Annotated in this window: 24 protein-coding genes; 15 read left to right on the top strand and 9 right to left on the bottom strand. The window is 57.3% G+C overall.

What is annotated here, in order from left to right; all coding sequences use genetic code 11:
• Positions 1–224 precede the first annotated feature (224 nt).
• The 7 genes from ACIQT8_RS22070 to ACIQT8_RS22040 all read left to right on the top strand — a co-directional run bounded on the left by ACIQT8_RS22070 (position 225) and on the right by ACIQT8_RS22040 (position 7,481).
• Positions 225–1,859 (top strand): ABC transporter substrate-binding protein, encoded by a 1,635-nt coding sequence (locus ACIQT8_RS22070; protein ID WP_400969785.1) that lies wholly within the window; start codon positions 225–227, stop codon positions 1,857–1,859.
• A gap of 103 nt (positions 1,860–1,962) precedes the next feature.
• The gene (locus tag ACIQT8_RS22065) at positions 1,963–2,961 is read left to right on the top strand and encodes an ABC transporter ATP-binding protein (protein ID WP_400969782.1); all 999 of its coding nucleotides are present in this window, start codon (positions 1,963–1,965) and stop codon (positions 2,959–2,961) included.
• A 1-nt stretch (position 2,962) separates the two neighbouring features.
• Positions 2,963–3,940: an ABC transporter ATP-binding protein gene (locus ACIQT8_RS22060; RefSeq protein ID WP_400969779.1), complete on the top strand. Its 978-nt coding sequence runs from the start codon at positions 2,963–2,965 to the stop codon at positions 3,938–3,940.
• A 12-nt stretch (positions 3,941–3,952) separates the two neighbouring features.
• Complete coding sequence (locus tag ACIQT8_RS22055; protein WP_400969776.1) at positions 3,953–4,879, top strand: ABC transporter permease; 927 nt, start codon at positions 3,953–3,955, stop codon at positions 4,877–4,879.
• 56 nt (positions 4,880–4,935) lie between these two features.
• Positions 4,936–5,772, top strand: coding sequence for an ABC transporter permease (locus tag ACIQT8_RS22050; protein ID WP_400970136.1), 837 nt, complete (start codon positions 4,936–4,938; stop codon positions 5,770–5,772).
• Positions 5,773–5,796: 24 nt separating this feature from the next.
• Positions 5,797–6,543 carry a glycerophosphodiester phosphodiesterase family protein gene (locus ACIQT8_RS22045; protein WP_400969773.1) on the top strand — a complete coding sequence of 249 codons (747 nt, stop codon included), beginning with the start codon at positions 5,797–5,799 and terminating at the stop codon, positions 6,541–6,543.
• A gap of 23 nt (positions 6,544–6,566) precedes the next feature.
• Positions 6,567–7,481, top strand: a complete 915-nt coding sequence (locus tag ACIQT8_RS22040; protein WP_138792607.1) for a TIM barrel protein — start codon at positions 6,567–6,569, stop codon at positions 7,479–7,481.
• Between the two features lie 187 nt (positions 7,482–7,668).
• Here ACIQT8_RS22040 and ACIQT8_RS22035 read toward each other — a convergent pair whose 3' ends face one another.
• The 5 genes from ACIQT8_RS22035 to ACIQT8_RS22015 form a co-directional block, all read right to left on the bottom strand.
• On the bottom strand, positions 7,669–8,490 hold the full coding sequence (locus tag ACIQT8_RS22035) for a sugar phosphate isomerase/epimerase family protein (protein WP_400969768.1): 822 nt from the start codon (positions 8,488–8,490) through the stop codon (positions 7,669–7,671).
• On the bottom strand, positions 8,487–9,920 hold the full coding sequence (locus ACIQT8_RS22030; RefSeq protein ID WP_400969766.1) for a mandelate racemase: 1,434 nt from the start codon (positions 9,918–9,920) through the stop codon (positions 8,487–8,489). Before ACIQT8_RS22030 ends, ACIQT8_RS22035 begins: the two co-directional genes overlap by 4 nt.
• Position 9,921: 1 nt before the next feature.
• Positions 9,922–11,085 carry a dihydrodipicolinate synthase family protein gene (locus tag ACIQT8_RS22025; RefSeq protein ID WP_400969763.1) on the bottom strand — a complete coding sequence of 388 codons (1,164 nt, stop codon included), beginning with the start codon at positions 11,083–11,085 and terminating at the stop codon, positions 9,922–9,924.
• An 11-nt stretch (positions 11,086–11,096) separates the two neighbouring features.
• Complete coding sequence (locus ACIQT8_RS22020) at positions 11,097–12,239, bottom strand: Gfo/Idh/MocA family protein (RefSeq protein WP_400969760.1); 1,143 nt, start codon at positions 12,237–12,239, stop codon at positions 11,097–11,099.
• A gap of 250 nt (positions 12,240–12,489) precedes the next feature.
• Positions 12,490–13,188, bottom strand: a complete 699-nt coding sequence (locus ACIQT8_RS22015; RefSeq protein ID WP_400969757.1) for a TetR/AcrR family transcriptional regulator — start codon at positions 13,186–13,188, stop codon at positions 12,490–12,492.
• Between the two features lie 118 nt (positions 13,189–13,306).
• Between ACIQT8_RS22015 and ACIQT8_RS22010 the strand changes: the two genes are divergently transcribed.
• From ACIQT8_RS22010 to ACIQT8_RS21975, 8 genes are all read left to right on the top strand, one after another.
• Positions 13,307–14,596 carry an ABC transporter substrate-binding protein gene (locus ACIQT8_RS22010; RefSeq protein WP_262526386.1) on the top strand — a complete coding sequence of 430 codons (1,290 nt, stop codon included), beginning with the start codon at positions 13,307–13,309 and terminating at the stop codon, positions 14,594–14,596.
• 3 nt (positions 14,597–14,599) lie between these two features.
• Positions 14,600–15,553: a carbohydrate ABC transporter permease gene (locus tag ACIQT8_RS22005; protein WP_400969754.1), complete on the top strand. Its 954-nt coding sequence runs from the start codon at positions 14,600–14,602 to the stop codon at positions 15,551–15,553.
• Positions 15,546–16,421 carry a carbohydrate ABC transporter permease gene (locus tag ACIQT8_RS22000; RefSeq protein ID WP_262526385.1) on the top strand — a complete coding sequence of 292 codons (876 nt, stop codon included), beginning with the start codon at positions 15,546–15,548 and terminating at the stop codon, positions 16,419–16,421. Before ACIQT8_RS22005 ends, ACIQT8_RS22000 begins: the two co-directional genes overlap by 8 nt.
• Before the next feature lie 18 nt (positions 16,422–16,439).
• Entirely contained in the window at positions 16,440–17,453 is a 1,014-nt protein-coding gene (locus ACIQT8_RS21995) for a Gfo/Idh/MocA family protein (protein WP_138792599.1), read from the top strand.
• Positions 17,446–18,513, top strand: a complete 1,068-nt coding sequence (locus ACIQT8_RS21990; protein ID WP_400969749.1) for a Gfo/Idh/MocA family protein — start codon at positions 17,446–17,448, stop codon at positions 18,511–18,513. Before ACIQT8_RS21995 ends, ACIQT8_RS21990 begins: the two co-directional genes overlap by 8 nt.
• Before the next feature lie 21 nt (positions 18,514–18,534).
• Positions 18,535–19,611, top strand: a complete 1,077-nt coding sequence (locus tag ACIQT8_RS21985) for an ABC transporter ATP-binding protein (protein WP_400969746.1) — start codon at positions 18,535–18,537, stop codon at positions 19,609–19,611.
• Between the two features lie 206 nt (positions 19,612–19,817).
• On the top strand, positions 19,818–20,297 hold the full coding sequence (locus ACIQT8_RS21980) for a ribonuclease H (protein WP_400969743.1): 480 nt from the start codon (positions 19,818–19,820) through the stop codon (positions 20,295–20,297).
• 258 nt (positions 20,298–20,555) lie between these two features.
• Positions 20,556–20,981, top strand: coding sequence for a heme-binding protein (locus ACIQT8_RS21975; RefSeq protein WP_138792595.1), 426 nt, complete (start codon positions 20,556–20,558; stop codon positions 20,979–20,981).
• Between the two features lie 80 nt (positions 20,982–21,061).
• On the opposite strand, the gene ACIQT8_RS21970 is transcribed toward ACIQT8_RS21975, so the two are convergent.
• The 4 genes from ACIQT8_RS21970 to ACIQT8_RS21955 are packed head-to-tail and all read right to left on the bottom strand — an operon-like array spanning position 21,062 to position 25,755.
• Complete coding sequence (locus tag ACIQT8_RS21970; protein ID WP_400969739.1) at positions 21,062–21,838, bottom strand: sugar phosphate isomerase/epimerase family protein; 777 nt, start codon at positions 21,836–21,838, stop codon at positions 21,062–21,064.
• Complete coding sequence (locus ACIQT8_RS21965) at positions 21,835–22,851, bottom strand: hydroxyacid dehydrogenase (RefSeq protein ID WP_400969736.1); 1,017 nt, start codon at positions 22,849–22,851, stop codon at positions 21,835–21,837. The genes ACIQT8_RS21970 and ACIQT8_RS21965 overlap by 4 nt, the downstream gene beginning before the upstream one ends.
• Positions 22,848–24,710, bottom strand: coding sequence for a DUF2264 domain-containing protein (locus ACIQT8_RS21960; RefSeq protein WP_400969733.1), 1,863 nt, complete (start codon positions 24,708–24,710; stop codon positions 22,848–22,850). The genes ACIQT8_RS21965 and ACIQT8_RS21960 overlap by 4 nt, the downstream gene beginning before the upstream one ends.
• On the bottom strand, positions 24,703–25,755 hold the full coding sequence (locus tag ACIQT8_RS21955) for a LacI family DNA-binding transcriptional regulator (protein ID WP_400969730.1): 1,053 nt from the start codon (positions 25,753–25,755) through the stop codon (positions 24,703–24,705). Before ACIQT8_RS21955 ends, ACIQT8_RS21960 begins: the two co-directional genes overlap by 8 nt.
• Positions 25,756–25,826 lie beyond the last annotated feature (71 nt).

Genomic DNA, 25,826 nt, shown 5'->3' with positions numbered 1-25,826 from the left:
GACCACATGAACCTCGTAACTTTCGATTGTGACAGTGTTCTCAAGGTCCGTAATTTTTTCGGTTGGCCAACTGTTCACACCTGAAATCTGCCCTTCGCGGTAACCGCGCGGGGCCGTCATCAAAGCTTCACCGGGCCGTAAAAAGCCCTTCATCAAAACGGTGCAGAGACGGGTTTTCCGTTTCGGCCCATCGTCGTCTGTCATCTCTCGAAGGAGAAATCACGATGCTTTCCATCAATCGTCGCCACGCGCTTGGATTGATGGGCGCTGCCGCAGGCACGCTCATCTTGCCACGCATGTCATTCAGCCAGGGTCAGCGGCCGTCGGTAACGATCGCTGTGCAGAAGATCACCAACAACAACACACTTGATGTCTGGTACGAACAGTCGAACGTCGGTGAGCGGGTCTTTTACCCGAACCTTTGGGAAGGCCTGATCCTGCGCGACTGGATGGGCAATCAGGGACCTGTTGCCGGACTGGCGACGGAATGGAAGCGCATCGATGACAAGACCCTTGAACTGAAGCTTCGCCAGGGCGTCAAGTTCCACAATGGCGACGAATTGACGGCTGAAGACGTGGTGTTCTCCTTTTCCAAGGAGCGGGTGTTTGGTAACACTGAGCCGAAGGGCGGCAAGACGATCTTCGAAGCCGACAACAAACCTGCGACCGTCAAGGAATTGCCGGCCGTTGTGCCTGGTGCAGCACGGCGTCTTTGGCCGGCGCTGGCAGGTGTCGAAGCCGTCGATAAATACACCGTGCGTTTCCACAACGCCACGCCGGACGTCACATTGGAAGGACGTCTCTATTCCGGTGGCAGCCAGATCGCCAACCGTCGTGCCTGGGATGAGGCTGCGTCCTATGCGGAGTGGGCGCGCAAGCCAGTCACCACAGGCCCTTACATGGTCGGTGAATACAAGCCCGACGTTTCGCTGACGCTCGTTGCCTTCGATGAATATTGGGGTGGCCGTCCGCCACTTCAGGAAATCCGTTTCGTCGAGGTTCCGGAAGTTGCGTCGCGTGTGAACGGCCTGCTCTCAGGCGAGTATGATTTCGCCTGTGACCTACCACCTGACCAGATCGCCACCATTGCGGCAGCGCCGGGCCTCGAAGTGCAGAATTCCGTTATCTGGAACCATCGTATCTCGGTCTTCAACACCCAGAACCCGATCCTTGCAAATCCGCTCGTGCGTCGTGCAATGACCCATTCGATCGACCGTCAGGCGATCGTCGAGGCGCTCTGGGGTGGCCAGACGGTTATCCCGGCCGGTCTCCAGTTCGATTCCTACAGCGCAACGAAGATGTTCGTCGATGGCTGGGCTGCTCCGGAGTTCAATCCGGAACTGGCGCAGAAGCTCCTCAAGGAAGCCGGTTACAAAGGCGACCCGATCCCATATCGCCTGCTCAACAACTACTACACCAACCAGACTGCCAATGCGCAGATCATGGTCGAGATGTGGAAACAGGTCGGTCTCAACGTCGAGATCGAAATGAAGGAAAACTGGGCTCAGATTCACGATCCGCAGGGCGTCAAGGGCGTGCGTGACTGGTCTGCCGGAAACTCCATCAACGATCCGATCACGCCGATGGTCACGCAGTTCGGTCCGAACGGTGAAGTGCAGCAGAAGAAGGACTGGTCAAACGAGGAGGTTAACAAGCTCTCCGTCGTTATGGAAACCTCGACCGATCACGATCAGCGCAAGAAAGCATTCGCGCGCATGCTCGAAATCTGCGAGCGCGAAGATCCGGTCTATCAGGTTCTGCACCAGAATGCCGTTTTCACCGGCATGAAGAAGTCGCTCAAGTGGAAGGCCGCGCCCGCCTTTGCAATGGACTTCCGTTCCAACAACTGGTCGACCTGATCGATCAAAAATTGCGCCGGCCACCCGATAAGAGCGGCCGGCATTTCTATTGCCGTTTCTAACGACGGCTTGAACTTCCCTTCCAATAGAAAAGGTGAGCGCGATGACGTCCAATCTTGTGGAGTTGCGTAACCTCAAGGTTTCCTTTGATGGCGTTCAGGTGTTGCATGGCATCGATCTCGATGTGAAACGCGGCGAGGCGATCGGTCTCGTCGGTGAATCAGGCTGTGGCAAGTCGGTCACCTGGCTTGCAGCTCTTGGACTTTTGCCCGGTAAGGCAAGCGTTACCGGTTCGGTGAGCGTTGAAGGTCGCGAGCTTGTTGGGCAACCGCGCGCCGCACTTGAGGCCGTACGTGGCGGTAAGATCGCCATGATTTTCCAGGATCCGTCTTCGTCACTCAATCCTGTCATTCGCATCGGGCGCCAGATCACCGAGGCGCTGTCTCTTCATCGCGGCTTGAGGGGCGAAGCGCTCAAAGCTGAAGCACTGCGTTTGCTGGATATGGTCGGAATTCCCGATGCACGTCGTCGTATCGACCTTTTTCCGCATGAATTCTCCGGCGGTCAGTGTCAGCGTCTGATGATCGCCATGGCGCTAGCCGGCGAGCCTGATCTCCTGATTGCCGATGAGCCGACGACTGCGCTCGATGCAACCATCCAGGCGCAGATCCTCGACCTTCTTATTGAACTTCGCCGCGAAACCGGCATGGCGACTGTGTTCATCAGCCACGACCTTGGCGCCGTTGCGCAGGTCTGTGAGCGTGCACTCGTGATGTATGCGGGCCGCGTCGTTGAACAGGGCGAAATTGCCGCCTTGTTTGCCAACCCACGCCATCCCTACACCCGTGGTCTTTTCGATGCACTTCCTAGCCTCGATGGCGAACGCAAGCGCCTTGTTCCTATCCCCGGAACCGTCCCCGATCCACGGCACCTGCCGGAAGGGTGCGCGTTTTCGCCCCGCTGCTCGAATGTCGTCGATGCCTGCCGAACACAAAGGCCTGAAATATCGGCGGCGTCCGATGGCCGCAGAATTGCCTGCCTTCGGCCGCTCGGTTCAACGCCAAAAATGAGCCGGAGCCCGGTCCTTGAAGGAGCGTTCTGACATGGCAAATCTGATTGAAGCACAGGATCTGGTCAGAACCTATCAGGTGCGGCGTGGCGTCTTTGGAAAACAGACACCCGTGCGGGCAGTCGACGGCGTGTCGCTCTCGGTTCGTCCCGGTGAAACACTCGGGATTGTCGGTGAAAGCGGATCTGGCAAATCGACACTCGGTCGGATGTTGCTTGGAATTGACGCGCCACAGGGGGGAAAGGTCTCTTTCGAGGGACAGTCGATGCCAGCTTTCGGGACACCGCAATGGCGCAAGCTGCGTGCAAAAATGCAGCTCGTCTACCAGGACCCGCTTTCGGCCCTCGACCGGCGCCTGACGATCGCTGCACAGATCGGCGAGCCTCTGGAGATCCATTCTCTTGTTCCGAACGAGCACGTTGCTTCACGCGTTGGCGAGCTTATGAGTGCGGTCGGTCTGCGTCCCGATCAGGCAGGGCGCTATCCACATGAACTTTCAGGAGGCCAGCGCCAGCGAGCCGTCATCGCCCGTGCACTGGCGTCGCGCCCCAGGCTTCTTGTTTGTGATGAACCAGTTTCAGCGCTCGATGTCTCCATCCAGGCACAGGTCGTCAACATGTTGCGCGATCTGCAGGAACATCACGATATCGCAATGATCTTCATCAGCCACGATCTCAAGGTCGTTCGCAACATCGCGGACCGTGTCGCCGTGATGTATCTCGGCCGTATTGTCGAAGAAGCATCCTCCGACGTGATTTTCCGGACACCCCAGCATCCTTATACCAAAGCGCTGGTGTCGAGTGTTCCGGTTCCCGGCAGACCGCTCGAAGGTCGTGTGATCCTGCAAGGCGAACCGCCAAATCCGGCGAGCAGGCCAACGGGCTGTGCGTTCCATCCCCGTTGTCCGATGGCGACTGCCGAGTGCCGCAATACGGTGCCGGAGCTTCGCGCGATCGCGCCGGGACGCACGGCCGCCTGTCATCTGGTGCCGGCACTTGCCGTTGCTGCCTGAGGAATAGAGACGATGATACGTTATGTTCTCATCCGCCTGTTGCGCGCATTTGTGACCATTCTTGCCGTGCTGACATTCGCTTTCATTGTCCTGCGCATGTCCGGCGATCCAGCGCAGGTTATGCTCGGGCCCGATGTTCCCGAGGAATCCTTGCGGGCTTTTCGCGTCGCGTGGGGGCTCGATCAGCCGCTCTGGGTGCAATACCTCGCTTACATGAAATCGATCTTTACCGGTGATTTCGGTGTGTCGATGCGCGACAAGGCATCCGCCATTCAACTCGTCGTCGAACGCATTCCGGCAACCCTGCAACTGACAATACCAGCGCTGCTTCTGAAACTGGTCATCGGTATTCCGGCTGGCGTCTATGCCGCCCTGCATCGTCAGAGCGTAATCGACCGCGGCGTGATCTTTGGCGCCATTCTCGGTTTCACAATCCCGTCTTTTGTCATGGGACTGTTGCTGGTGCTGATCTTCTCGATCACGCTTGGTCTTCTTCCATCGGGCGGACAGGACACCTGGCAGCACGGTATCCTGCCGACTTTGACCATGAGCATTGGTGGTATCGGCATTCTTGCCCGGTTCTCCCGCTCAGCAATGATTGAAGTCATGAGCCAGCCATTCATCCGGACGGCCTCCGCCAAAGGGCTGAAGTGGAATGATGTGGTCTGGACCCATGCACTGCCGAATGCAGCCGTACCGATTGTCACCATTGTCGGCTTTATGGTCGGCTCCCTGATTGCCGGTGCCGTGGTGGTGGAATCCATCTTTTCCTGGCCAGGCATCGGCAGGCTTCTGGTCGTGTCGGTCACCAACCGCGATCTGGCGGTCGTGCAATGCATCCTGCTTGTCATTGCCGCTGCAATGGTCATCTCCAACCTCGTCGTCGACCTGCTTTATGGCTGGCTCGATCCCCGGCTTCGCAGCCAGTCCGGCCATTGAGGAGTGTGATCATGACGGTTGCAGACACTTCACTTCCCACCAAATCCGAAAACCATATGCTCGTGCGCATCGGAAAAGGCCTTCGGAAACTGCCGTTCTCCGTTGGCTTCGGTTTCTTCTGGCTTGGCCTCATGGTTCTGGTGGCGATCTTTGCCGATCAGCTTCGTCCTTATGGGATTGCGGCCATGGACCTTCGGGCCCGTCTTGCCATGCCGGGCACGTTTCCGCATGTGCTTGGCACAGACGAGCTTGGACGGGATGTCCTTTCACGCCTGATCCAGTCGATCCGCGTCTCTTTGGTGATAGCGTTCGGCGCAACGATCATATCCGCAGTTTTCGGAACGACGCTCGGTTTCCTGGCGGCCAAGTTCCGGGGAACGGTGGAGCATTTCGTGCTCGTGCTGGCCGATTTTCAGGCAGCCTTGCCGTTTCTCATCATGTCGCTTGCGGTACTCGCCTTCTTTGGATCGTCCATGCCTCTCCTGATTTGCCTGATGGGATTTTACGGTTGGGAGAGATACGCGCGTATTGCGCGTGGTCTGGCGATTTCTGCCAGTGCACAAGGTTACGCCGCAGCCGTCGTGCAGCTTGGAGCAACGCCGTCGCGCGTCTACCTCAAGCATATCCTGCCCAACGTCGCTTCGACCCTGATCGTATCTATGACACTGACGTTTCCCGAAATCATCCTCATGGAAAGCGGCCTGTCGTTCCTTGGCCTTGGCGTTCAGCCGCCGGAGACAAGCCTCGGCAACATGGTCGGCTTTGGCCGTGAATATCTCACCCGCGCGCCATGGATCATGCTGGCTCCCGCCTTTGTCATCATGGTCACGACGCTTTCGATTTCGCTGGTGGGCGACTGGTTGCGCGACAAACTCGACCCAACACTTCGCTGACCTCAACCTGATCAGGATATGCCCATGACAAAAATCACCGGCCACCGTGGCGCCCGCAATCTCTGGCCCGAAAATGGCCTGACCGGCTTCAGAAACGTTCTTTCACTTGACGTCGACGCAATCGAGTTTGATGTCCATTTGACCGATGCAGGCGAGTTGATCGTGATCCATGATGCGACCCTGGACCGGACAACCGGAGGGCAGGGAGCTGTCCGCCGGCTTTCTGCAGAAGATCGCATTGCCACCCGCCTCAAGGATAGTCAGGACGTCGTTCCAACATTATCGGAGGTGCTCGAGGTTCTCGCGCCTTCAGGAAAAGATCTGCATGTCGAGATCAAGGTGGATGAAGTGGGAAAACCCTATCCAGGGATTGCCGCAAAAGTCGCTGCAGAGATTGAGAGGTTCAAAGTTGGCGGTCGTTGCCACCTGACCTCCTTCGACACATCGATCCTGGAAGATTGCCGCCTTGAAGCCCCAGGTATCGCCCGCCTTGCTTCCGTCAATCGCGACTGGGCTCAAAGACAGGGTGGCCTTTCGAGCTTTATCGACACAGTTGAGCGCCTCGTCGATATCGTTGCAATACACCATGAGCTCATGGACGAGGAATGGTCGAATATTACCGCAAAACTGCCGCTGTCGCGTCTCTGCGTCTGGACGCTGAATGACGAGGGTCTGATCCGCGACTGGCTGCAACGCGGGATCGGTCACTTGACCAGCGACAGTCCGGATCTCGCACTCCGTCTGCGCGCCACGCTTACCGAAACAGCATAGTCCTACCCCTGGAGAAAACGAAGATGAGCAATCTAATTGGCACCGGCTTCAACGCTGGTTCGGACGACGGTGAACTGGCAACACTTGAAAGCGATCTGAGGGCGCTTGCAGATATTGGCTGCGACACCGTCGAGATCGGTGTGACAAGCCTCGATATCGTGGCGGGCGGCCGTATCATCGAAGAGCGCGCCGAGCGCTTCGTCAAACTCGTCAAGCAGTTCGATTTCCGATACACGGTACACGGCCTTGTCTCTTCCAATTTCATGGATCCTGTGACCTGCCGTTATCAGCTCGATGCAGCAAAAGCGCTCGCAGTGCTTTGTGAGCGCATCGGAGCCGGTATTCTCGTCCAGCATGGGGGTGCACTGCGTCCCGACCAGATTGCCGAACGTGCCGATGCCGACAAACGTGAGCGTGACGCGCTCGTCGAGCTGGCCGAGTTTTCCAAAGAACATGGTGTTCGTGTTGCGCTGGAAAACATCTTCTCGACGCAGCCCGGTCAATATCGTCAAACGCCTGCAGAGGTCGCAGAGACCGTTCGGACCATCAATCATCCGAACCTTGTCGCGCTCATCGACTTCAGCCACGCCTATATCGAGTCCACCTATCGCGGGCTGGATTTCCGCGACCAGCTTCGCGCCATGGCACCCGTGGCCGGTCACTTGCATGTCCATGATTCATTCGGGCGTCCGCAGGGGTTTTATACGGCCTATCATCCGCAGGAAAACACAGCGCTCGGGATCGGCGATCTGCATATGCCGCTTGGCTGGGGCGATATCGACTGGGACGATATCTTTTCGGAGCTGACCTTCCTGCCGCAAACCGTACTGATGATGGAGATCGGGCGGCGTTACCGTTCCGAACAACCGCAAAGCCTCGAGCGAGCCAATCGTTTGATTGCGCTGAATAGCGGCAAGGCTGCAATAGCCGCTGAATAAAACTCCCGATCGTATCCCTCCGGCCTCGTCACAACGTGGACGGGCCGGAGGCAATGCGATTAAAGGGCGGAGGCGTCACCGCAACGCAGACGCCGTGATTGGCATGTGTTGGGCAGGTGAACGCGTGCGATGTGTAGTGTCTGCGTTGTTTGATCTTGCTCGGGCTTGTCGCTTTCCCGAACCAAAATCAACACACGGTTTTGAAACGCTCGACACAGGTCGAAAGGACCTCGTCCATGGGGCGTGCCTGCCAGCGATGCGAGAAGATCTCGACCTCCTGCGGTCCGAAGAACCCGGCCGCCTCGATCATGGCGCGAAACGCCTTCAGATCAATGACGCCGTCGCCCATCATGCCGCGGTCATTGAGGGGATCGGTCGTTGGCACCAGCCAGTCGCAGATGTGATGCGCAAGGATCTGTCCGTTGCGCCCGGCGCGCGCTACCTGAGCCTCAAGCTCGGGATCCCACCACACATGGTAGACATCGATGGCAACCCCTGTTCCGGCGCCAAGCTTGTCGCAAAGATCTAGAGATTGTTTGAGCGTGTTGAAGCAGGCCCGCTCTGCTGCGTAAAATGGATGGAGCGGTTCAATCGCAAGCGGGACACCTGCCGCTCGAGCATAAGGCAAAAGCTCGGTCATCCCGTCTTCCACCATTTGCCGTGCGCCCTTGATGTCGCGTGAGCCGGCAGGCAAACCGCCAACAACAAGAACCAGGCAGTCGGCCTTCATGGCGGCAGCCTCGTCTACGGCGCGTTTGTTGTCATCGATCGCCTTGAGACGCCCTTCCGCATCCGGTGCCGGAAAAAAGCCGCCGCGGCAATGACCGCTCAGGCGCAGTCCGTTTTCCGCAACGATGCGGGCTGCTTCAGAAAGACCGACGCCATGAACATGTTCACGCCACGGAGAGATGGCCGTAATTCCGTGCGCAAGGCAAGCGTCCACGATGGCACCGAATGAACCGCCCTGGCGGACGGTAGCGAAATTGATCGAAAGACCTTCCAGGCTCATGCGGCATCCTCCCGTTTTTCCTGAAGTGTTTTGAACGTGGCAAGAGCCGCAGCATCGTTGATGCCGAGGCCGGGTGCCCGCAGTGTAGTCTCGAGTGAAATTTCTCCGTTGCGGATCTGAAGCCTCGGGCGGCCCTTTTCTTCGTGATAAAGGTCGCTGTGTGCCGATACCCATGCCCGGCCTTCTTCAGGTGAGGCACCTTGCATGCCGTCCACGTAATGATGGCCATTGCGTTCGATATGCGTCAGACCAATGATTGATGCGAGTGCGAGATCCTGCTGGAGCGCGATGCCGGCCTGGGTTGTCAGGTCTTCTGCCGACATGAAGTAGCCGCCATCCTTTTCCTCGTTCCAGGCATCGACCCGCATTCTGTTCAGGATGGAGCGGTAGAATCCCTTGCAGGATTTGGACGAAACACCGCGATAACCCTGCTTTTTCGCCTCGAGAAATGCGTCTTTGGTACCGTCGGACTCGTCGATCTCGACTGATATCCGACGTGCAACTTTGCTGACGGGCACGGAAAGAGCGCTCGCACGGGCAAAGGGCTGCTCCACGAATAGCAGCGAGTGGCGTAGACGCGTGAGAGACGGCGATGCCTCAATGCGATCGATGAGGTCGATCAAGGCATCTTCATTCTCAAACTGTTCATTGCCGTCGAGGGTTGCCTGATAATCGGGGAGCGTGTCGAGGACAGACGCAATGGCCGATAGCCGCTCCACGTCGTCCTGTGGCCTGCCGGAGACCTTCAGCTTGAAGTATCGTGGCCTATAGGCCCGGATTTCGTCTTCAAGGCACTCAGGTAAACCGTCATTTCTCGGTGGTGTTTTGATTTCGCCCCGTGTCAGAGCGTCGATGTAGCCCACCGTGTGACGCAACATAATCGTTGGTTTTGGCGACAGGTCGCGGAGAAAGAAGCCGACATCAAAGCCGTCAAGATCAGGCGTCGTGCTGGTATCAATGCCGGACAGGTTCTGGCGCACCGCGTCGGCAACCGGTAGGGCGGTCAGGCGGCAAAGACCGTCCAGGATCGCACGGTCGACCAGGGCGAGCCCGAAAGATGCGATGAGGCCATTCAAGCCCTCTTCTGCAGCGTTCTGGTGCTGTTGTGGTTCCAGCTCGGCATGAATGGAAAATGCGCTTGCGGCCTTTGCCGCAAGCGCAAGTGAAACCGCAATTTCTAGTGAGCGCCGTAACTGACGCTCATTGTCGGTGTTGCTCAGCGCCGGGTTCTTGTCAAACCACTTCGGTACCATCAACTCGGCGGCGTAGCCGTTCGCTGTCCGACCGGTGTGGTCTTCAACGGTTAGGCGCAGAAAGATCTGCCGTGCCTCGGTGACAGTCGCAGCCCCGAAACGAAACGGCATACGCATTGTCACACCGCGTTCAAGAACTTCGGCGTCGACAGCCCTTAAGATGTGGGGAGCGGCCATTTCAATGGATACCCCTCACGGCGAGAAACGCCTTCATGCGGTGGGTGGCTTCATCCGGGTTCGAGAGGACATTCGCCTTGTCAGCCAGCCGGAAGAGTTCGGCGAAATGTTGCGTGGAACGGGTGCTTTCCTGCCCTCCGACCATGGTGAAGTGATCCTGCAGGCCATTGAGGTAGGCCAGGAAGACGACGCCCGTCTTGTAAAAACGCGTCGGTGCCTTGAAGATGTGCCGCGAAAGCGCGACCGTGGGTTCGAGAATGTCGAAGAACTCGTTATCTGCCCCGCGCTTCAGGCTCGCAAGCGCCTTTGAGGCCGCCGGTGCAATCGCGTCAAATATGCCAAGCAGTGCATCCGAATGGCCCTGGTCATCGCCGGCGATCAGTTCGGCATAATTGAAGTCGTCACCCGTATACATCCGCACACCTTCGGGTAGGCGGCGGCGCATGACGATTTCCTTCTCCTTCGACAAAAGCGAAATCTTGATCCCATCAATCTTGCTGGCATTGCCTTTGATCATCGCTAGGCAAGTATCCATGGCCGTCATGTGGTCGGCCGAGCCCCAGTATCCCTCAAGGGCTGGATCGAACATTTCACCGAGCCAATGGATCACGACCTTGTTGTCAGACTTTTCTAGCACGCGCGAATATGTTTCCAGATAGTCGTCTGGTGAGCGGGCGGCGGCGGCAAGAGCGCGGCTTGCCATAAGGATAACGCGACCGCCTTGTCCCTGAACAAAATTAAGCTGTTCCAGATAAGCGTCAACAATCTGGTTGAGGCTGTAATCTGTGCCGCTGAGATGATCGGTTCCGACACCACAGGCGATCAGCGCATCTTTTCTGGTCGCGGCTTCCTTAAGCGCTCGGGAAATCAGCTCCTGAGCCTGCGGCCACGCCAGGCCCATGCCACGCTGCGCTGTATCCATCGCCTCTGCAACGCCAAGCCCAAGGTCCCAGAGCCGGTGACGAAACCGCAAGGTGGCGTCCCAATCGATGGCGGGCGTCAGCCATGGGTCATTGTCGGCGAGGGGGTCCGCCACCACGTGAGCGGCGGCGAAGGCGACACGATTGAAATCGGCTGCCTCCCGCTTCTCAAGAGCAATGGGAGTGCCGGAGAGTTTGTAAAGCCCGATCGTACGATCTTCGTTGGGAAGCTGGAGTTCGCTCATGCTCGATTTCCTCAGACGATTTCCGGAACATCGAGCCAGCGACGCTCCTTCCACGACCTGATGCCGAGTTCGGCAAGCTGCACGCCCTTGACGCCTTCCATCAAGCCATAAGGCCAGGGTTCGTTGTCGACGATGTGGCGAATGAACATTTCCCACTGCGCCTTGAAGCCGTTGTCGTAGACGACGTTGTCAGGAACCTCCTGCCAGGTCTTGTAGAAATCGATCGTCTGTGGCTGGTCTGGGTTCCAGACGGGCTTCGGCGTGTTTGTACGATGTTGCGTCCAGCATTTCGTCAAGCCTGCCACCGCCGAACCGTGGGTGCCGTCGACCTGGAAGGTCACGAGATCATCACGACGCACGCGCACTGCCCAGGATGAGTTGATATGGGCAATCACGCCGCCTTCCAGCTCGAATGTGGCATAGGCAGCATCATCTGCGTCTGCAGTATAAGGACGGCCCAGCTCATCAAAACGCTGAGGAATGTGGGTTGCGCCAAGGCAACTGACCGACTGAACCTTTCCGAAGAGATTGTCGAGCACGTAACGCCAGTGGCACAGCATGTCGAGAATGATACCGCCGCCATCCTTCAGGCGATAATTCCAGGAGGGGCGTTGCGCTGGCTGCCAGTCACCCTCGAAAACCCAGTAGCCGAATTCTCCGCGCACCGAGAGGATCTTCCCGAAGAAGCCGCTATCGCGCAGCATGGCGAGCTTGCGAAGACCCGGCAGAAACAGCTTGTCCTGCACAACGCCGTGCTTGATCCCGGCACTCTCTGCCAGTTTTGCGATGGCGATCGCTTCCTCCATCGTGTCGGAGATTGGCTTTTCGCAGTAGACATTCTTGCCGGCCTTGATGGCCTTTTCCAGGAGGCTGCCGCGCATTTGCGTGGTTCCGGCATCGAAGAACAGCGTGTCTTCCGGATTGGCAAGTGCTGCGTCGATATCTGTTGTCCAGCGGGCAACGTTATGCCGCTTGGCGATTTCCTCGATCTTTTCTGCGTTTCGACCAACGAGGATCGGGTCGAGCATGACCTTTTCGCCGCTCTTCAGTGTCACGCCACCCTGGTCACGAATGGCCAGTACTGAGCGCACGAGATGCTGATTGTAGCCCATGCGGCCGGTGATTCCGTGCATGATGACGCCGATACGTTTCATGAATTGTCCTCCCAAGACAGCTCGCTTACCGCTGACTGCGGTTTTTCCCAAAACGGATATTTGTAACCATTTGGTTATTTGTGATCGCGATGGGGGCGATCTGTCAAGGCGCATTTGCGCTCAAAAATGAAAAAAGGCGGAGCCGTTTCCAGCACCGCCAACTAAACGTTATGGGAGAAATCCTGGTGTCCTTCGCAACCGCACACGCTCTCTTCCCCTTGGCCTGAAAGGGGAATTTACTGCGCAACGATCAAGTTGGACGCAGTGCAGCAAGCACGGTGTCGACGATATGTTGACCCCATCTTTCGAGCTCAGCCGGGGCGCCGAGGTCACGCTGAAAGATCGTGGAGAGCGTGAAGCGGTTGGACAGATAGAAGAAACCGAGTGATGCTATGGTCAGATAGACATCAACTGGATCCAACCCGGTCCGGAATTCGCCGGTCTCCCTGCCACGGCGAAGCACGTCCTCCAATTCGGAGATGAAGTTCGAGTGCATCTCGGCAATTGCCTGAGATTGCCTCAGATAGCGCGCTCTATTGAGGTTTTCTGTAGCGAGGATACTTAGGAATTCCGGGTGATCGAGATAATAGTGCCATGTGAAAAGCGCCAGTTCCCGCAGGCCTTCGCTCGGCGCCTTGCGTGTCAGATCGAGGCGTCGCTCGGCATGGCGGATGTGGCGGTAAGCGTCTTCCAGAACAGCGAGGTAGAGTGCGTCCTTGTCACCGAAATAGTGATAGATCATTCGCTTGTTGGTGCCGGCGCGGCGAGCCACGACATCGATTCGCGCGCCAGCCAGGCCCTTCGCCGCGACCTCGCGCCGGGCTGCCTCGAGAATGGCTGCCCGGGTTCGCTCCGGGTTTCTGGTCTGCGTGACGGCGCGTTTGCGCTTTGCCGCAGACGTTTCCTCCGATGCCGGTTCGTTCGGGATGATTTTCTCTGTTTTTTCCACTTCAGCACCCGCTTGACAATGCTAACGATCGGTGTTCCCATGTAACCAATTAGTTATAAAACGGCAAGTGTCGTTTGCTCTCATCATTAATTTGGCAGTCAATAGGGAGGAGTTGCCAATGTCCGTGATGCTTCAGAGGCGTACTGTGCTTTCGGCCGGGCTTGCGGCCCTTTCACTCGCAACATTGGGGGGAGGTTCCGCGTCAGCACAGGCCGCCCGCCTGCGTATGTTGTGGTGGGGATCGCAGGAGCGCGCCGATCGTACCAACAAGGCAATCGCCGCCTACAAGCAGGTTAAGCCCGATCTCGAAATCGCTGGCGAGTTTGCCGGATGGAGCGATTATTGGCCCCGCCTGGCAACACAGGTTGCAGGCCGAAACGCGCCCGATCTTATCCAGATGGACTATCGCTACATCTTCGAATACGCCCGTCGTGGTGCTCTGGCGCCACTTGACGACCATATCGGCAAGGGTCTGAAGATCGACGACTTCGGCAAGATGAACATCGATTCCGGTCGGGTCGATGGCAAACTCTACGGCGTCAATCTTGGCGTAAACTCAAGTGCCGTCTTCTTCGACAAGGTTGCCTGGGAAAAATCGGGCATTACCCCGCCGACGATCGGCCAGACCTGGGAAGAGTTTGCCGAAAACGGTGCAAAATTCGCCGAGAAGAAGCCGAAACCCAATTATTATGCGACCGCAGATGCCAGTGGTGTCGAGCCGAGCTTTGAAAACTGGCTGCGGCAGGGCGGCAAGGCTCTCTACACCGAAGATGGTGGTATCGGCTTTGATACAGCTGATGCGACGAAGTGGTTCACCATGTGGGCGGATCTTCGCAAGAGCAAGGCTTGTGTGCCAGCCGATATCCAGGCGCTCGATCAGCTCAACATTGAAACCAATGCGCTGACAACCGGCAAGGCTGCCACAGCGTTTGCCCACTCCAACCAGTTCGTTGGATACCAGGCACTCAACAAGTCAAAGCTTGCCATGACGTCATATCCGAAGGTGTCGAAAGATGCGCCGTCGGGCCACTATCTGAAGCCGTCGATGCTTATCAGTGTTGCCAATGGTAGCGCTGGTATCGAACAGGCAATTGGTTTCATCAATTTCCTCGTCGCCGAACCCCAGGGCATCGATATCCTTGGGGTCGAGCGTGGCGTTCCAGCCTCCGAATCCATGCGCAACCAGCTGACAGCGAAACTCGATGACGTCAGCAAGAGCATGGTTGAGTACATCGCAGAAATTACCCCTGGCGTCGGCAACCTGCCGCCAGCTCCTCCTCCAGGCGCAGGGGAATTTGCCTTCGTCCTGAAACGGACGGCTGAAGAAGTCGGTTTCGGCAAGATTTCGCCGGAGCAGGGTGGCGACAAGCTCGTCAAGGAATCCGAAACCGTTATCAAACGGAAGTGATATATGGCCTTTCGATCTGAAACTCTCGTAGAGGAGAGCCGCGCTGCGGCTCTCCCGAAACGGGGAGGCGTGCGTCGAATTTTCGACCGTAACATTCACGCCTACCTGTTTCTCCTGCCCTGGCTGATCGGGTTCTTTGGCCTGACTCTCGGTCCGGCGTTGGCCTCGCTCTATCTGTCGTTCACCAATTACGACCTGCTGCAATCACCCGATTGGGTTGGGGCAGCCAATTACGTACGAATTGCCACCGATGATCCGAAATTCGCAGCCGCGATGAAGGTGACCTTCACCTATGTCCTGCTTTCGGTTCCGCTGAAGCTCATCTTCGCGCTTCTTCTGGCGCTCGCATTCAATCGTGGCATCAAGGGTCTGACACTCTACCGGGCCATCTTCTATCTGCCTTCGCTCCTCGGTTCATCGGTTGCGATCGCGGTCCTCTGGCGCCAGCTCTTTGCCTCTGACGGGCTCGTCAACATGCTTCTTTGGCAGCTATTCGGTTACGAAGGCCCGAGCTGGATTTCCAACCCCGACTATTCGATCTACACGCTGGTCATCCTGTCGGTCTGGCAGTTCGGCTCGCCAATGATCATCTTCCTGGCGGGTCTGCGCCAAGTGCCGCAAGATATGTATGAAGCAGCCGAGATCGACGGTGCAAGCAAGGTAAGACAGTTCTTCCGGATTACACTGCCGCTTCTGACACCGGTGATCTTTTTCAACGCCGTGATCCAGACGATCGACGCTTTCAAGGCATTCACGCCTGCCTTCATCATCTCGGAAGGTACGGGCGGGCCGATCAACTCGACACTGTTCTACACGCTCTATCTTTATCAGGAAGCCTTCGGTTTCTTCCGTATGGGGTATGCCTCGGCACTTGCCTGGATCCTCGTCATCATCATTTCGCTGTTCACGGCCTTCTCGTTCCTCAGCGCGAAATACTGGGTGCACTACGATGACTGATGCTGTTACCGCCCCCCGGCCAGGCGATGGCCCGCAACGTTCCCCGATGCGTTCGGTGCTCTTGCACACGACCCTGATCATTGTGTCGTTTGCGATGCTCTATCCGATCCTGTGGATGATCTCAGGATCGTTCCGTCCCCAGGACGAGCTCTTCGGTACCTCGTCGCTTATTCCATCGGCCGTCGATATCGGTGGTTATATTCGCGGCTGGACCGGGCTACAGGTCAGTTTTGGCCAGTTCTTCTGGAACTCCGCTCTCATTGCGGTCTTTGCGACAATCGGCAACGTCGTCGGTTGCTCGCTTGCAGCCTTTGCCTTCGCGAGATTGCGCTTCGGAGGGAGAAATTTCTGGTTTGCGCTCATGCTCGGCACACTGATGCTGCCCTATCATGTCGTGCTGATCCCGCAATATATCCTGTTCCTCGAGCTTGGATGGGTGAACACATCGCTCCCGCTGATCGTGCCGAAATTCCTGGCGACGGATGCGTTTTTCATCTTCCTGATGGTACAGTTCTTCCGCGGCATTCCGCGCGAACTGGACGAAGCTGCCGTGATGGACGGTTGCAGCCCGTTTCGCATCTACTGGAAGATCATGTTGCCCTTGTCGATGCCGGTCCTTGCAACGGCAGCCATCTTTTCTTTCATCTGGACCTGGGACGATTTCTTCGGTCCGCTCATCTATCTGAACGACATTAACACCTACACCGTTCAGCTTGGTCTGCGATCCTTCGTGGACTCCACCGGCAGCTCCGACTGGACCTCGCTTTTCGCCATGTCCAATCTCTCTTTGGTGCCGGTCTTCCTGTTTTTCCTCTTTTTCCAGCGGTTGCTGATCGAAGGCATCGCGACAACCGGCATGAAACGCTGAAAGGCCAGGGCATTTCCAATGAAACCTGTAAGATTTGCGACGATCGGCATCAATCACGACCACATTTACGGGCAGACCAACTGCCTTCTGAATGCGGGTGCCGAATTTGTCGGCTTTTATGCCGAGGAAGACGACCTGGCCCGGGCTTATGGCGAGAAATTCCCCGGCGGTCCCCGTACCGACGACGCACGCCGTTTCCTGGATGACGACAGCATCGACCTTATCATCAGTTCTGCCATTCCAGGTGACAGGGCAGGGATTGCGATTGCGGCCATGCGGGCGGGCAAGGATGTGATGGTCGACAAGCCTGGTATGGTCACGATGGACGAACTCGCCAACGTGCGGCGCGTCCAGGCGGAAACCGGGCGTATCTTCTCGATCCTCTATTCCGAACATTTCGAAAATCGTGCCACCGTGAAGGCAGGCGAACTCGTTGCCGCAGGGGCGATCGGAAAGGTCGTCTCGACAGCAGGCTTCGGTCCGCACCGCCTGCGTGCGCCAACCCGGCCTGAATGGTTCTTCAAACGCGAACGGTATGGCGGCATTCTCGTCGATATCGCCTCACATCAGTGCGAGCAGTTCCTGTTCTTCACTGGTGCCGAGAGCGTCGAAATACGGTCAGCAACCGTTTCCAATCGCGCTCACCCGGAATGGCCAGGTTTGCAGGATAGCGGCGACATCCATTTGTCGACTGCCGATGCCGACGGCTTTATTCGCGTGGACTGGTTTACGCCGGAGGGCTTGCCGAGTTGGGGGGACGGGCGTCTCTTCATCACGGGAACGGAAGGTGCAATAGAGATCCGCAAGAACATCGACGTTGCCGGGCGAGATGGTGGTAATCACCTCTTCCTCACCGACAAGAAGGGCGTTCAGCACATCGATTGCTCGAACGTCGAGTTGCCCTATGGCGGCCAGCTTCTCCATGATATCCGTAATCGCACGGAGACTGCGATGCCGCAGGCGCGCTGCTTTGCAGCCATGGAAGTCGCACTCAAGGCACAGCAGATGGCGGAGGGAACCTATCGTGGCTAAACGTTACAAGGTTGCCGTTATCGGCTGCGGCATCGGCAAGTCGCATATTGTCGAAGGGTATCAACCCCACGCTGACAAGTTCGATCTGGTTGCGCTATGCGATCTCGATGAAAAACGCCTGAACGCGGTCGCAGATGAGTTTTCCGTGCCGCGCCGCACGCTCTCCTCAGACGAGATTATGGCGATGGAGGATGTCGATATCGTCGATATCTGCACGCCACCGGCGACGCATACGCGACTGATCCTGCAGGCTCTTGCAGCAGGAAAAAATGTCGTCTGCGAAAAACCGTTGACCGGCTCACTCGCCGAAGTCGATGAGGTGATGGCGGCAGAGGAAAAGTCAAGCGGGGTTCTGATGCCGATCTTTCAGTACCGTTATGGAGAGGGTGTACAGCAAGTTCGCCGCATCGTCGAAAGCGGTCTGGCCGGCAAGGCTTACGTTGCAACAGCCGAGACCTTCTGGAACCGTGGCGCAGACTATTACGACAACCCGTGGCGGGGCCGATGGGCCACCGAACTGGGCGGCGTAATGATGACCCACGCCATCCACCTTCATGACATGCTGACCTATCTGATGGGGCCAGTCTCGCGGGTATTTGCGCGCACGACCACACGGGTCAACGCGATCGAGGTCGAAGATTGCGTCTCTGCAAGCCTTCTCATGCAGAGCGGCGCTGTTGTCTCGGCGACTGCGACGCTTGGGTCGCAGGAAGAAGAGAGCCGTCTGCATCTCGCATTTGAGAACGTGACGTTTGAAAGCAATCACTCGCCCTATTCGCCGGGCGACGGACCCTGGCGCATCGTTCCGGCCAACGAAGAGGTCGGGAAAAAGATCGATGCGCTGCTTTCAGAAATGCCTGCGGTCGGCAGACGTTTCAACGGGCAGATGGAGGCCTTTTATCAGGCGTTGGAAACGGGCGAAAAACCGCCGGTAACCAGCGCTGACGCTCATCGTTCGCTGGAGCTTCTGGCGGCGGTCTATCATTCCAACGATACCAATAGTGATGTTGCCCTGCCGATCGGCCAGGGCCATCCGAAATACGTCACCTGGCGGCCTTGAACGCGGGACGGGAGGAACAGCATGGCAAGCAGCATCACTCTTGAGAAAATCGTCAAGCGCTACGGCGCACTGACTGTCGTACACGGTATCGATCTGCAGATCGAACCTGGCGAATTTACCGTCTTCGTCGGACCGTCCGGATGCGGCAAATCCACGCTTTTGCGCATGATCGCCGGATTGGAGGAAATTTCTGGCGGGGACCTCAAAATCGATGGGACACGTGTCAACGAGACCGCCGCCTCCAAGCGCGGTATCGCGATGGTATTCCAGTCCTATGCGCTTTATCCGCATATGAGTGTTTACAAGAACCTCGCCTTCGGTCTCGAAACGGCCGGTTACAAGAAGGCTGAAATCGAAGAGCGCGTGAACAAGGCCGCAGATATTCTGCAGATTGGTCCGCTTCTGCAGCGTAAGCCAAAGGCGCTCTCGGGCGGCCAGCGCCAGCGTGTGGCGATCGGCCGGGCGATCGTGCGAGAGCCAAAGATCTTCCTCTTCGACGAACCACTCTCCAACCTCGATGCGGAGCTGCGCGTCCAGATGCGTGTCGAAATTGCCAAGCTTCACCAGGCGCTCGGCAGCACGATGATCTACGTCACGCACGATCAGGTCGAGGCCATGACAATGGCAGACAAGATTGTCGTGTTGCGTGACGGCAAGATCATGCAGGTTGGACGGCCGCTCGATCTCTATAACAACCCCGCCAACAAGTTCGTCGCAGGCTTCATCGGGTCGCCCAAGATGAACTTCCTCTCCGCCAGACTTTCTAATGGTGACAGCTCACATCGCACGATCGAGGTTGCCGGGCAGCGTATCACGCTCGACAAGCCGGTTATGGCACAGGAGAACGAGCCGCTGACATTTGGCGTGCGCCCGGAACACGTGAACCCGCAGTCGCATTCGGCCTCGCTCGGTGACGCTTCGATCCAGCTTGTCGAACACCTTGGCGGTTCTACGGTGATTTACACCAACACACCGGATGGTCAGCCTGCAACAGTTCTCCTGGATGGCCAAAGGCAGATCCGTATCGGCGAGACGATACCTTTTGCCTTTGATCTGTCGCAGACGCATCTGTTCGGAGCTGATGGGCGGCGCATTTGAGCGCAAATGCCACGTCATTTTGACGAATGGCAGCGTTCACGATGTTGAGACAAAGACTTCGGTGGCTGCACCTTGCCGGCCACCGAAGGGAAATTCGCCTTGCACTGCTTGTACGCGGTCGCGGGCAGGAGTTTTCCGATCGAGGTTTGTCGCATTCATGATCTAAGGCGATTGCGCGGCTTGATCTGTGCGCTACAACGTCCTCGATGACCGACCACTTCGTTATCTTTGCCGACGGTTCCTGCAAACCTGCCACCTTGACGGGCGGTTGGGCGTTCGTCGTTTATCGAAACGGCCAGGAAATCCATTCAGACAGTGGGGCGGGTACGGGCATCGCCAACAATGGCTTCGAAGTGCTGGCCGTATTGAAAGCCCTGACGTGGCTGGACGACAGGGATCGGAAAACAGGTGCTGTCATTCGGACGGACTCGCGTCATGTTGTCGAGGGATGTCAACGCTGGCGCTCTATCTGGCGCGGCAATGGATGGAAGCGTATCAACGCAAACAGCCGTGTCCGCAAACGGCCGATACCCGACAAAGAGCTATGGCAGGAGGTGGACAGGCTCCTCCTTTCGAACCCTGAGATCGTCATAGAATGGTGCAAGGGGCATTCCGGCCTTGATGGCAACGATCAGGCAGACGCACTCGCAAGAGCGCGGATGTCGGCGCCGAACGTGGATAGCTGACGATCTGTTACCATGCCGCGGCGTTGCAAAACGATGGCATACGCCTCGCCCCATTTGGCCCTGTTGACAAAGTCAGATGGTGGCGGTGATCTGCGCCGCCGCCACCATCTGTCTTTGTCAACAGGCCTAGAGTGCTGTAACGGCTGATGCTTTCCGATTTAGAACAAATCAATATCCACTATCTCCAATATTAGTGGCGAGACGGTCCCTGTAACCTGGACCCACCAATGACGTTACATTTGAACCAAGGAGAAATTCATGCTGACCATCAAGCGCCTTAGTCTGGCGGATGCACGCGTCCTTATTGCGGGTGCCGTGGCAAAAGCCGAGGAGATCGGCGTCCCGATGTGCGTTGCCGTGACCGATGAATCCGGTCAGTTGATCGCATTCGAACGTATGGATGGCGGCAAGCTTACGAGCAGCATCATTGCGCAGGACAAGGCCTACACCGCTGCCGGCGCTAAGAGATCGACAGAAAGCTACGGGACGGTAAGTCAGCCCGGCCAGCCCGCTTACGGCATCAATTCGGCAATTGGGGGAAGGCTTCTCGTCGTGGCCGGTGGTCTCCCCGTGATTGTGGACGGCGACGTTGTCGGCGGCATTGGGCTAAGTTCCGGTACACCCGCGCAGGATAGCCAGTGCGCACAGGCCGGTATCGATCGCTTCCTCGCCAGCCTGACCTGATACCCTTCGTTACGCGCAACGCGGCGTTGATCCGCGTTGCGGGCTCGCTCCGTTTGATCCTTACCGCGCTGACGGTGCTCTCAGGATCGCCCAAGAATTGCCTTGAGCGTTGCGACATCCTGCTCGAATTGAGCGAGATCGTCGCCTTTCACGAATTCGAGCATGGTATAAGCCGCCGATGGCCAACTGCTTTGAGGCATCGCTTCGATGCAGGCGCGCCAATAGTTTTCATGTTCGCAAAGGGCAAGCCTGCTTGCGTCGGCAAGCCAAGCGAAGACGTGGAGATGGCAGACACGTGATCCGAGCGCCGCAATCTCCTTTAATGCCTCTTCAAGGGGCAATCCGGGAGCGGGCTGCCAGTAGAAGAAGAGATTGTCGAACGGCAGATCGTTTGCCAGTTGCAGCGATGATACCAGATTATCCGTCAACGAATTCGGATGGTATTCGAGGCCAATCGTCATGCCACGTTTGGCGGCACTCTCAGAGATCTTTGCGAGGGCCGTTGTTGCTGCCTCTCGTTCATTCAGGCGATAATCGGCAGATGGGCGTTTACGGCTGCCCGCCCAGACTCGAATGTGACGGGTGTTCAATGCCTCAGCCGTGTCGAGTACGGCGTCGACGTCTGCAGACACGAAATCTGGCGCGAAAAGATATGAACCGTAAGACGATACCCGAAGGCCTGCGTCCGCCGTCTGAGCGCCGACCGCCCTCGCTTTGACAAGGTCGCCTGGAGGCACATGGATGTCGCCACCCCACTCAATCGCCGAAAGACCGTTTGCAGCTGCGAGGCCGATTAGTTTTTGCGGCTCCATCGAGCGGAAGGTAACGGAGCAAAGGCCGGGTTCGAACGGTCTCATGCAATCATCTCGAGATGTTCGATCTGGATTTGTTGCGCAAGCGCCTCCCCGCGACAGTAGCGTTCGATCTCGTCAACTGCCATCTCGCCGAGGCGCGCCCGCTCAAGCCCGACGGCGCCGGCAATGTGCGGTGTCAGGAAGACATTCGGAAGGCTGTAAAAGGGTGATGACCGCGGCGGCACCTCCGGGTCTGTTACGTCGATCACGGCCTCGATACGGCCTTTCTGAAGTTCGCCCAGCAATGCGTCGTCGTCCACCAGTGCGCCGCGTGCCGTGTTTATCAGCGTTGCGCCGTCCTTCATCAGGGACAACATGGCTTTGCCGATCATGTGGTGTGTCTGCGGAAGAGATGGAGCGTGCAGCGAGATTACGTCGCTTTTCGCCATCAACTCTTCGAGCGTGACCAGTCGCGCACCAAGGGCGTTTGCGTCCTTGTCTGTGAGGAAGGGATCAAAAAGAATACAGTCGAAATCAAACGGCTGAAGCAACTTCAAAACGCGCCGCCCGATGCGTGACGCGCCGATGATGCCGACCGTCAGCCCGAGATTACCGATAGCCTCCGACTGCAGCCTGTCGACGTTTTCACGTCCCCGATCGTCCGCGTAAATCCGCCGGAAGCTGAACACACGTTTCCCGGCAAGCAGGATCATCGCAAGAGAAAACTCTGCAACAGGCTGTGCATTGGCCTCGGCGGCACTCGAGACGATAATGCCGTGTCTGAATACGACCGGTGACAGGAAATATTTGACTGTCCCGGCTGCATGCGAAATCATCCTGAGGTTGGGCATCAGTGACAATTCATGCTCACTGATTTGCGGACATCCCCACCCGGTCAGCAGGATTTCGGTTTGTTCAAGCTGCGCCCGGTATCTCGGATCATGGAAATCGGTGACCGCGGCATCCCCAAGAATATCCACCGACCGGGCAAGCCGCTCGACAGTCGCCGGCGCCAGGACGTGCCTGGTTCTTTCTGGAGCCATCGCAACGCTCAGGCGGGCAAGCCTCTTCGTCATGTGCCATCCCCGATGACGGCGATCGCGCTCACGGTTCTGCCGTCTTGCGAAAACACCCTGTCCAACGCTTCCAAGTCCGGAAGATCAGGGGCGTCTGGCAAAGCTTCCGCGTTCTGTGTGTCCTTCTTCACGGCAAAGACTGCGCAGGCTAGGAAACTTTCCCCGGCCGGGATTTTTCCGCGCAGCTGCGGGACCGTGGTTTTTGCGTGAATGAGGTTGGTGTTTGGCAGGGCTTTCAAGGCAACGCCTTGTCTTTCGACAGTCGAGCCGAGATCGACAATTGCCGAGAGGTCCGAACCGCAATCTGCTGTCGCCCGCCCTGTCGCCTCGACCAAAGGGTCGCGGTCGCCATCGTTGCGTTCGATCGCAAATCCGCCTTCCGTCACCCAGAGAGGTCGCTCGGAAACGATCCTGTGCAGCCGGATGTGCCAATCACCTGATGGAACAAGCGTGGTCTCAACGGAAACGTCGGAATAGGGTCGCCATGTCGAGCGCAAGTTTGTCTGCGCAAGGACGGCAGTTTCATTGGCTTCTCTGACCCTGTAGTGCAAACCGTCGTCTGAAAAGGCGAGCATGTTGTCGAAGCCGTTGGTCTTGAACCCCCGCTCGTCAACTTCCACGCCGAAGCCATATCGGGAGGAGTATGCAAATTTGGCATATTTCTCCGGCCCGCCACGCATCATCAGGTTTTCCTGGCCGCAGCTCAATGCCGTCACAGTACCGTTTGAACGCATCATCACCATGCCTGGGTGGAGAAGTGGCGTTACTTTTTGTGATCGCTCGAGAGGTTCCTCCTTCGCCTGCCAGAATGGGTGATGCTCGGGCAATGCAAGCGGCAGGAACGCCTTGAAGGCCCAGTAGGGTGAGCCGGCAGAATTATAGCTTTCTGACATGGTAAGTTGCGGATAACCGTATCCAATCGAAAGCACGCCATCGCGATCGGCGACCGGTTTTTGCGCCCACCAGCGCAAGTGTCGCAGATATTGACCTTTGATCTTGCCCCACGGGAGCGCCTCTTCATCGGCAAAGGCAAGACCTGCCCAGAAGCCGCCGCATGCGAAACGATAGGTCATCGAGCGCCCGAAGGCGAGCGTACCGCCGTCTTCATCAAACCATTGCGCAAAGTCACCGGCAAAAAGGCGTGCCCGCTCCCTGTACCGTTGTCCGTAGACATCATCCGGTTTGCAGAGCTTTGCATAAATCAGACCGTAGAAATGCATGGCGAATGCAATGTAGTGATCGATCCTGCGGTAGTTTCCGTCCCGGTACCAGCCATCATCAATATAGAAGCCGTCAAGCTCAGCCTGGAACGTCTCCGTGAGGTCGCGATTGAACGCAATGCCGAGGTGGTCGAGCGCCATATCGACCATGATCCGGAAAAACTTCCAATTGTTGTCAGCGTAGGTCCGCTCGCGCGCCGTGAGCAAATAATGGCTGACATTTGCTTTTTGCGCGTCGGATAACGGTTCCCAGAGGTGTTGGGGTGCAAGCCGCAGCGCAAATCCGATTGCGGCAAGCTCAACGAGCCGCTGGTCCTTCTGGCGGACATCACCCCAATAGTCCGGGTGCTTTGGATCGGTGCCGTTTGCTATGCCCTTGGCAAGAAGCGGCCAATGTTCGAAATGGTCGCCACTGATGGCAAGTGGCGCAATGCCCCATAACGGACGTGCAAATCCCTCCAGATCCGCTGCCGCCCGATCAAAATGGGCAGCCGTTCCGCTGAGCGTCACGCGCCCGGCTCCTTCCGAAAAATAGGGAAGGAGCGGTGCGAAGCAATCGTCGAGCGCTTTGCGCACGTCGGCTCTGCTTTGCAAGGGATTTCCGTGGAGCGGGTTGAAGCGGATATTGGGATCAGTCATTGGTTTTTGCCTTCCCCGCGACGTCCGCGGTTTGACCTTCGACGAGATGTACGGCCAGTTGTACCTGGCGGGCATTAGCGGAGGGGTCGAGCAGCCGGCGTCGTATGAGGTCGATTGCTTCACGGGCAATTTCCCGGCGGTCGACACGAATGGTCGTCAGCCTTGGCGTAGAGAGCTCCGCAAATGGCAGGTCGTCGAAACCGATCACCGAAATATCCCGGGGAACGCTCAGTCCAAGTTCCTGAACTGCACCAAGTGCACCGAGAGCAATCGCATCATTCATGCAGAAAAGGCCGGTGATTTCTGGCTTTTCCGCGAGCAAACGGTGGACGGCGTCACCAGCCTGGGCAAAGCCGCTTTCAGTCGTCGAAAGAAGCACTTCGTTATAATCCGTGCCTTCTGTCGTACGGATGGCATGACGGAAACCGCGAATTCGCTCCCGTACCGTGTGGCGATGGTCGGGACCAATATAGGCGACCTTGCGATGGCCAAGTTCCGTCAAGCGCGTTCCAGCCAGTCGTCCACCATAGAAGTTGGAGGGAGAGACGCAGTCGAACGCCATGGCAGGGTCTGCACCATTGACAAGGACTGTCGGCAACACACCCTGTGCCATGCGGCTGATCTTGTCGTCTTCAGGGTCAAGGCCGATTGCGAGAAGACCATCGGCCTCGCAGGCGCGCTGCATCATTGTTTCGTCGATCTGCGCCTGATGCAGCAGTTTGATGTCGAGTTCAAAGCCTTCGCTTTGAGAGAGGGCGCGCAACGTGTCGAGGATGTCATGATAAAACGCGCCGATATCGCCCGTTGCTCGCTCCGCAGACATGAAGGCCATGATGCGTTTGCCATCAAGAGGCATGGACACACCAGAGTTTGCGGGCCGTAGCGGGTATCCGAGTTCGGCGGCGACACCTAGAACCTTCGTTTGTATCGACGCGCTAATGCCCTTTTCTCCCGCAAGCACACGAGAAACTGTGCTGATCGAAACACCCGCGCGCTGGGCAATGTCAGCCTGGCGGGGACGGTTGATATCGGTGGCGTCTGGCATTGTGACTCCTGTGCTTGCAAACGAAGCAATAATGATGCAAATATTGCAACGATAGAAAATTTGCAAGAAAT

The sequence above is a fragment of the Agrobacterium sp. NPDC090273 genome (assembly GCF_044772305.1).
GTDB lineage: Bacteria > Pseudomonadota > Alphaproteobacteria > Rhizobiales > Rhizobiaceae > Agrobacterium.
The sequence above is the reverse complement of the archived record's forward strand: the minus strand, read 5'-3'. Positions and strand labels throughout refer to the sequence as shown.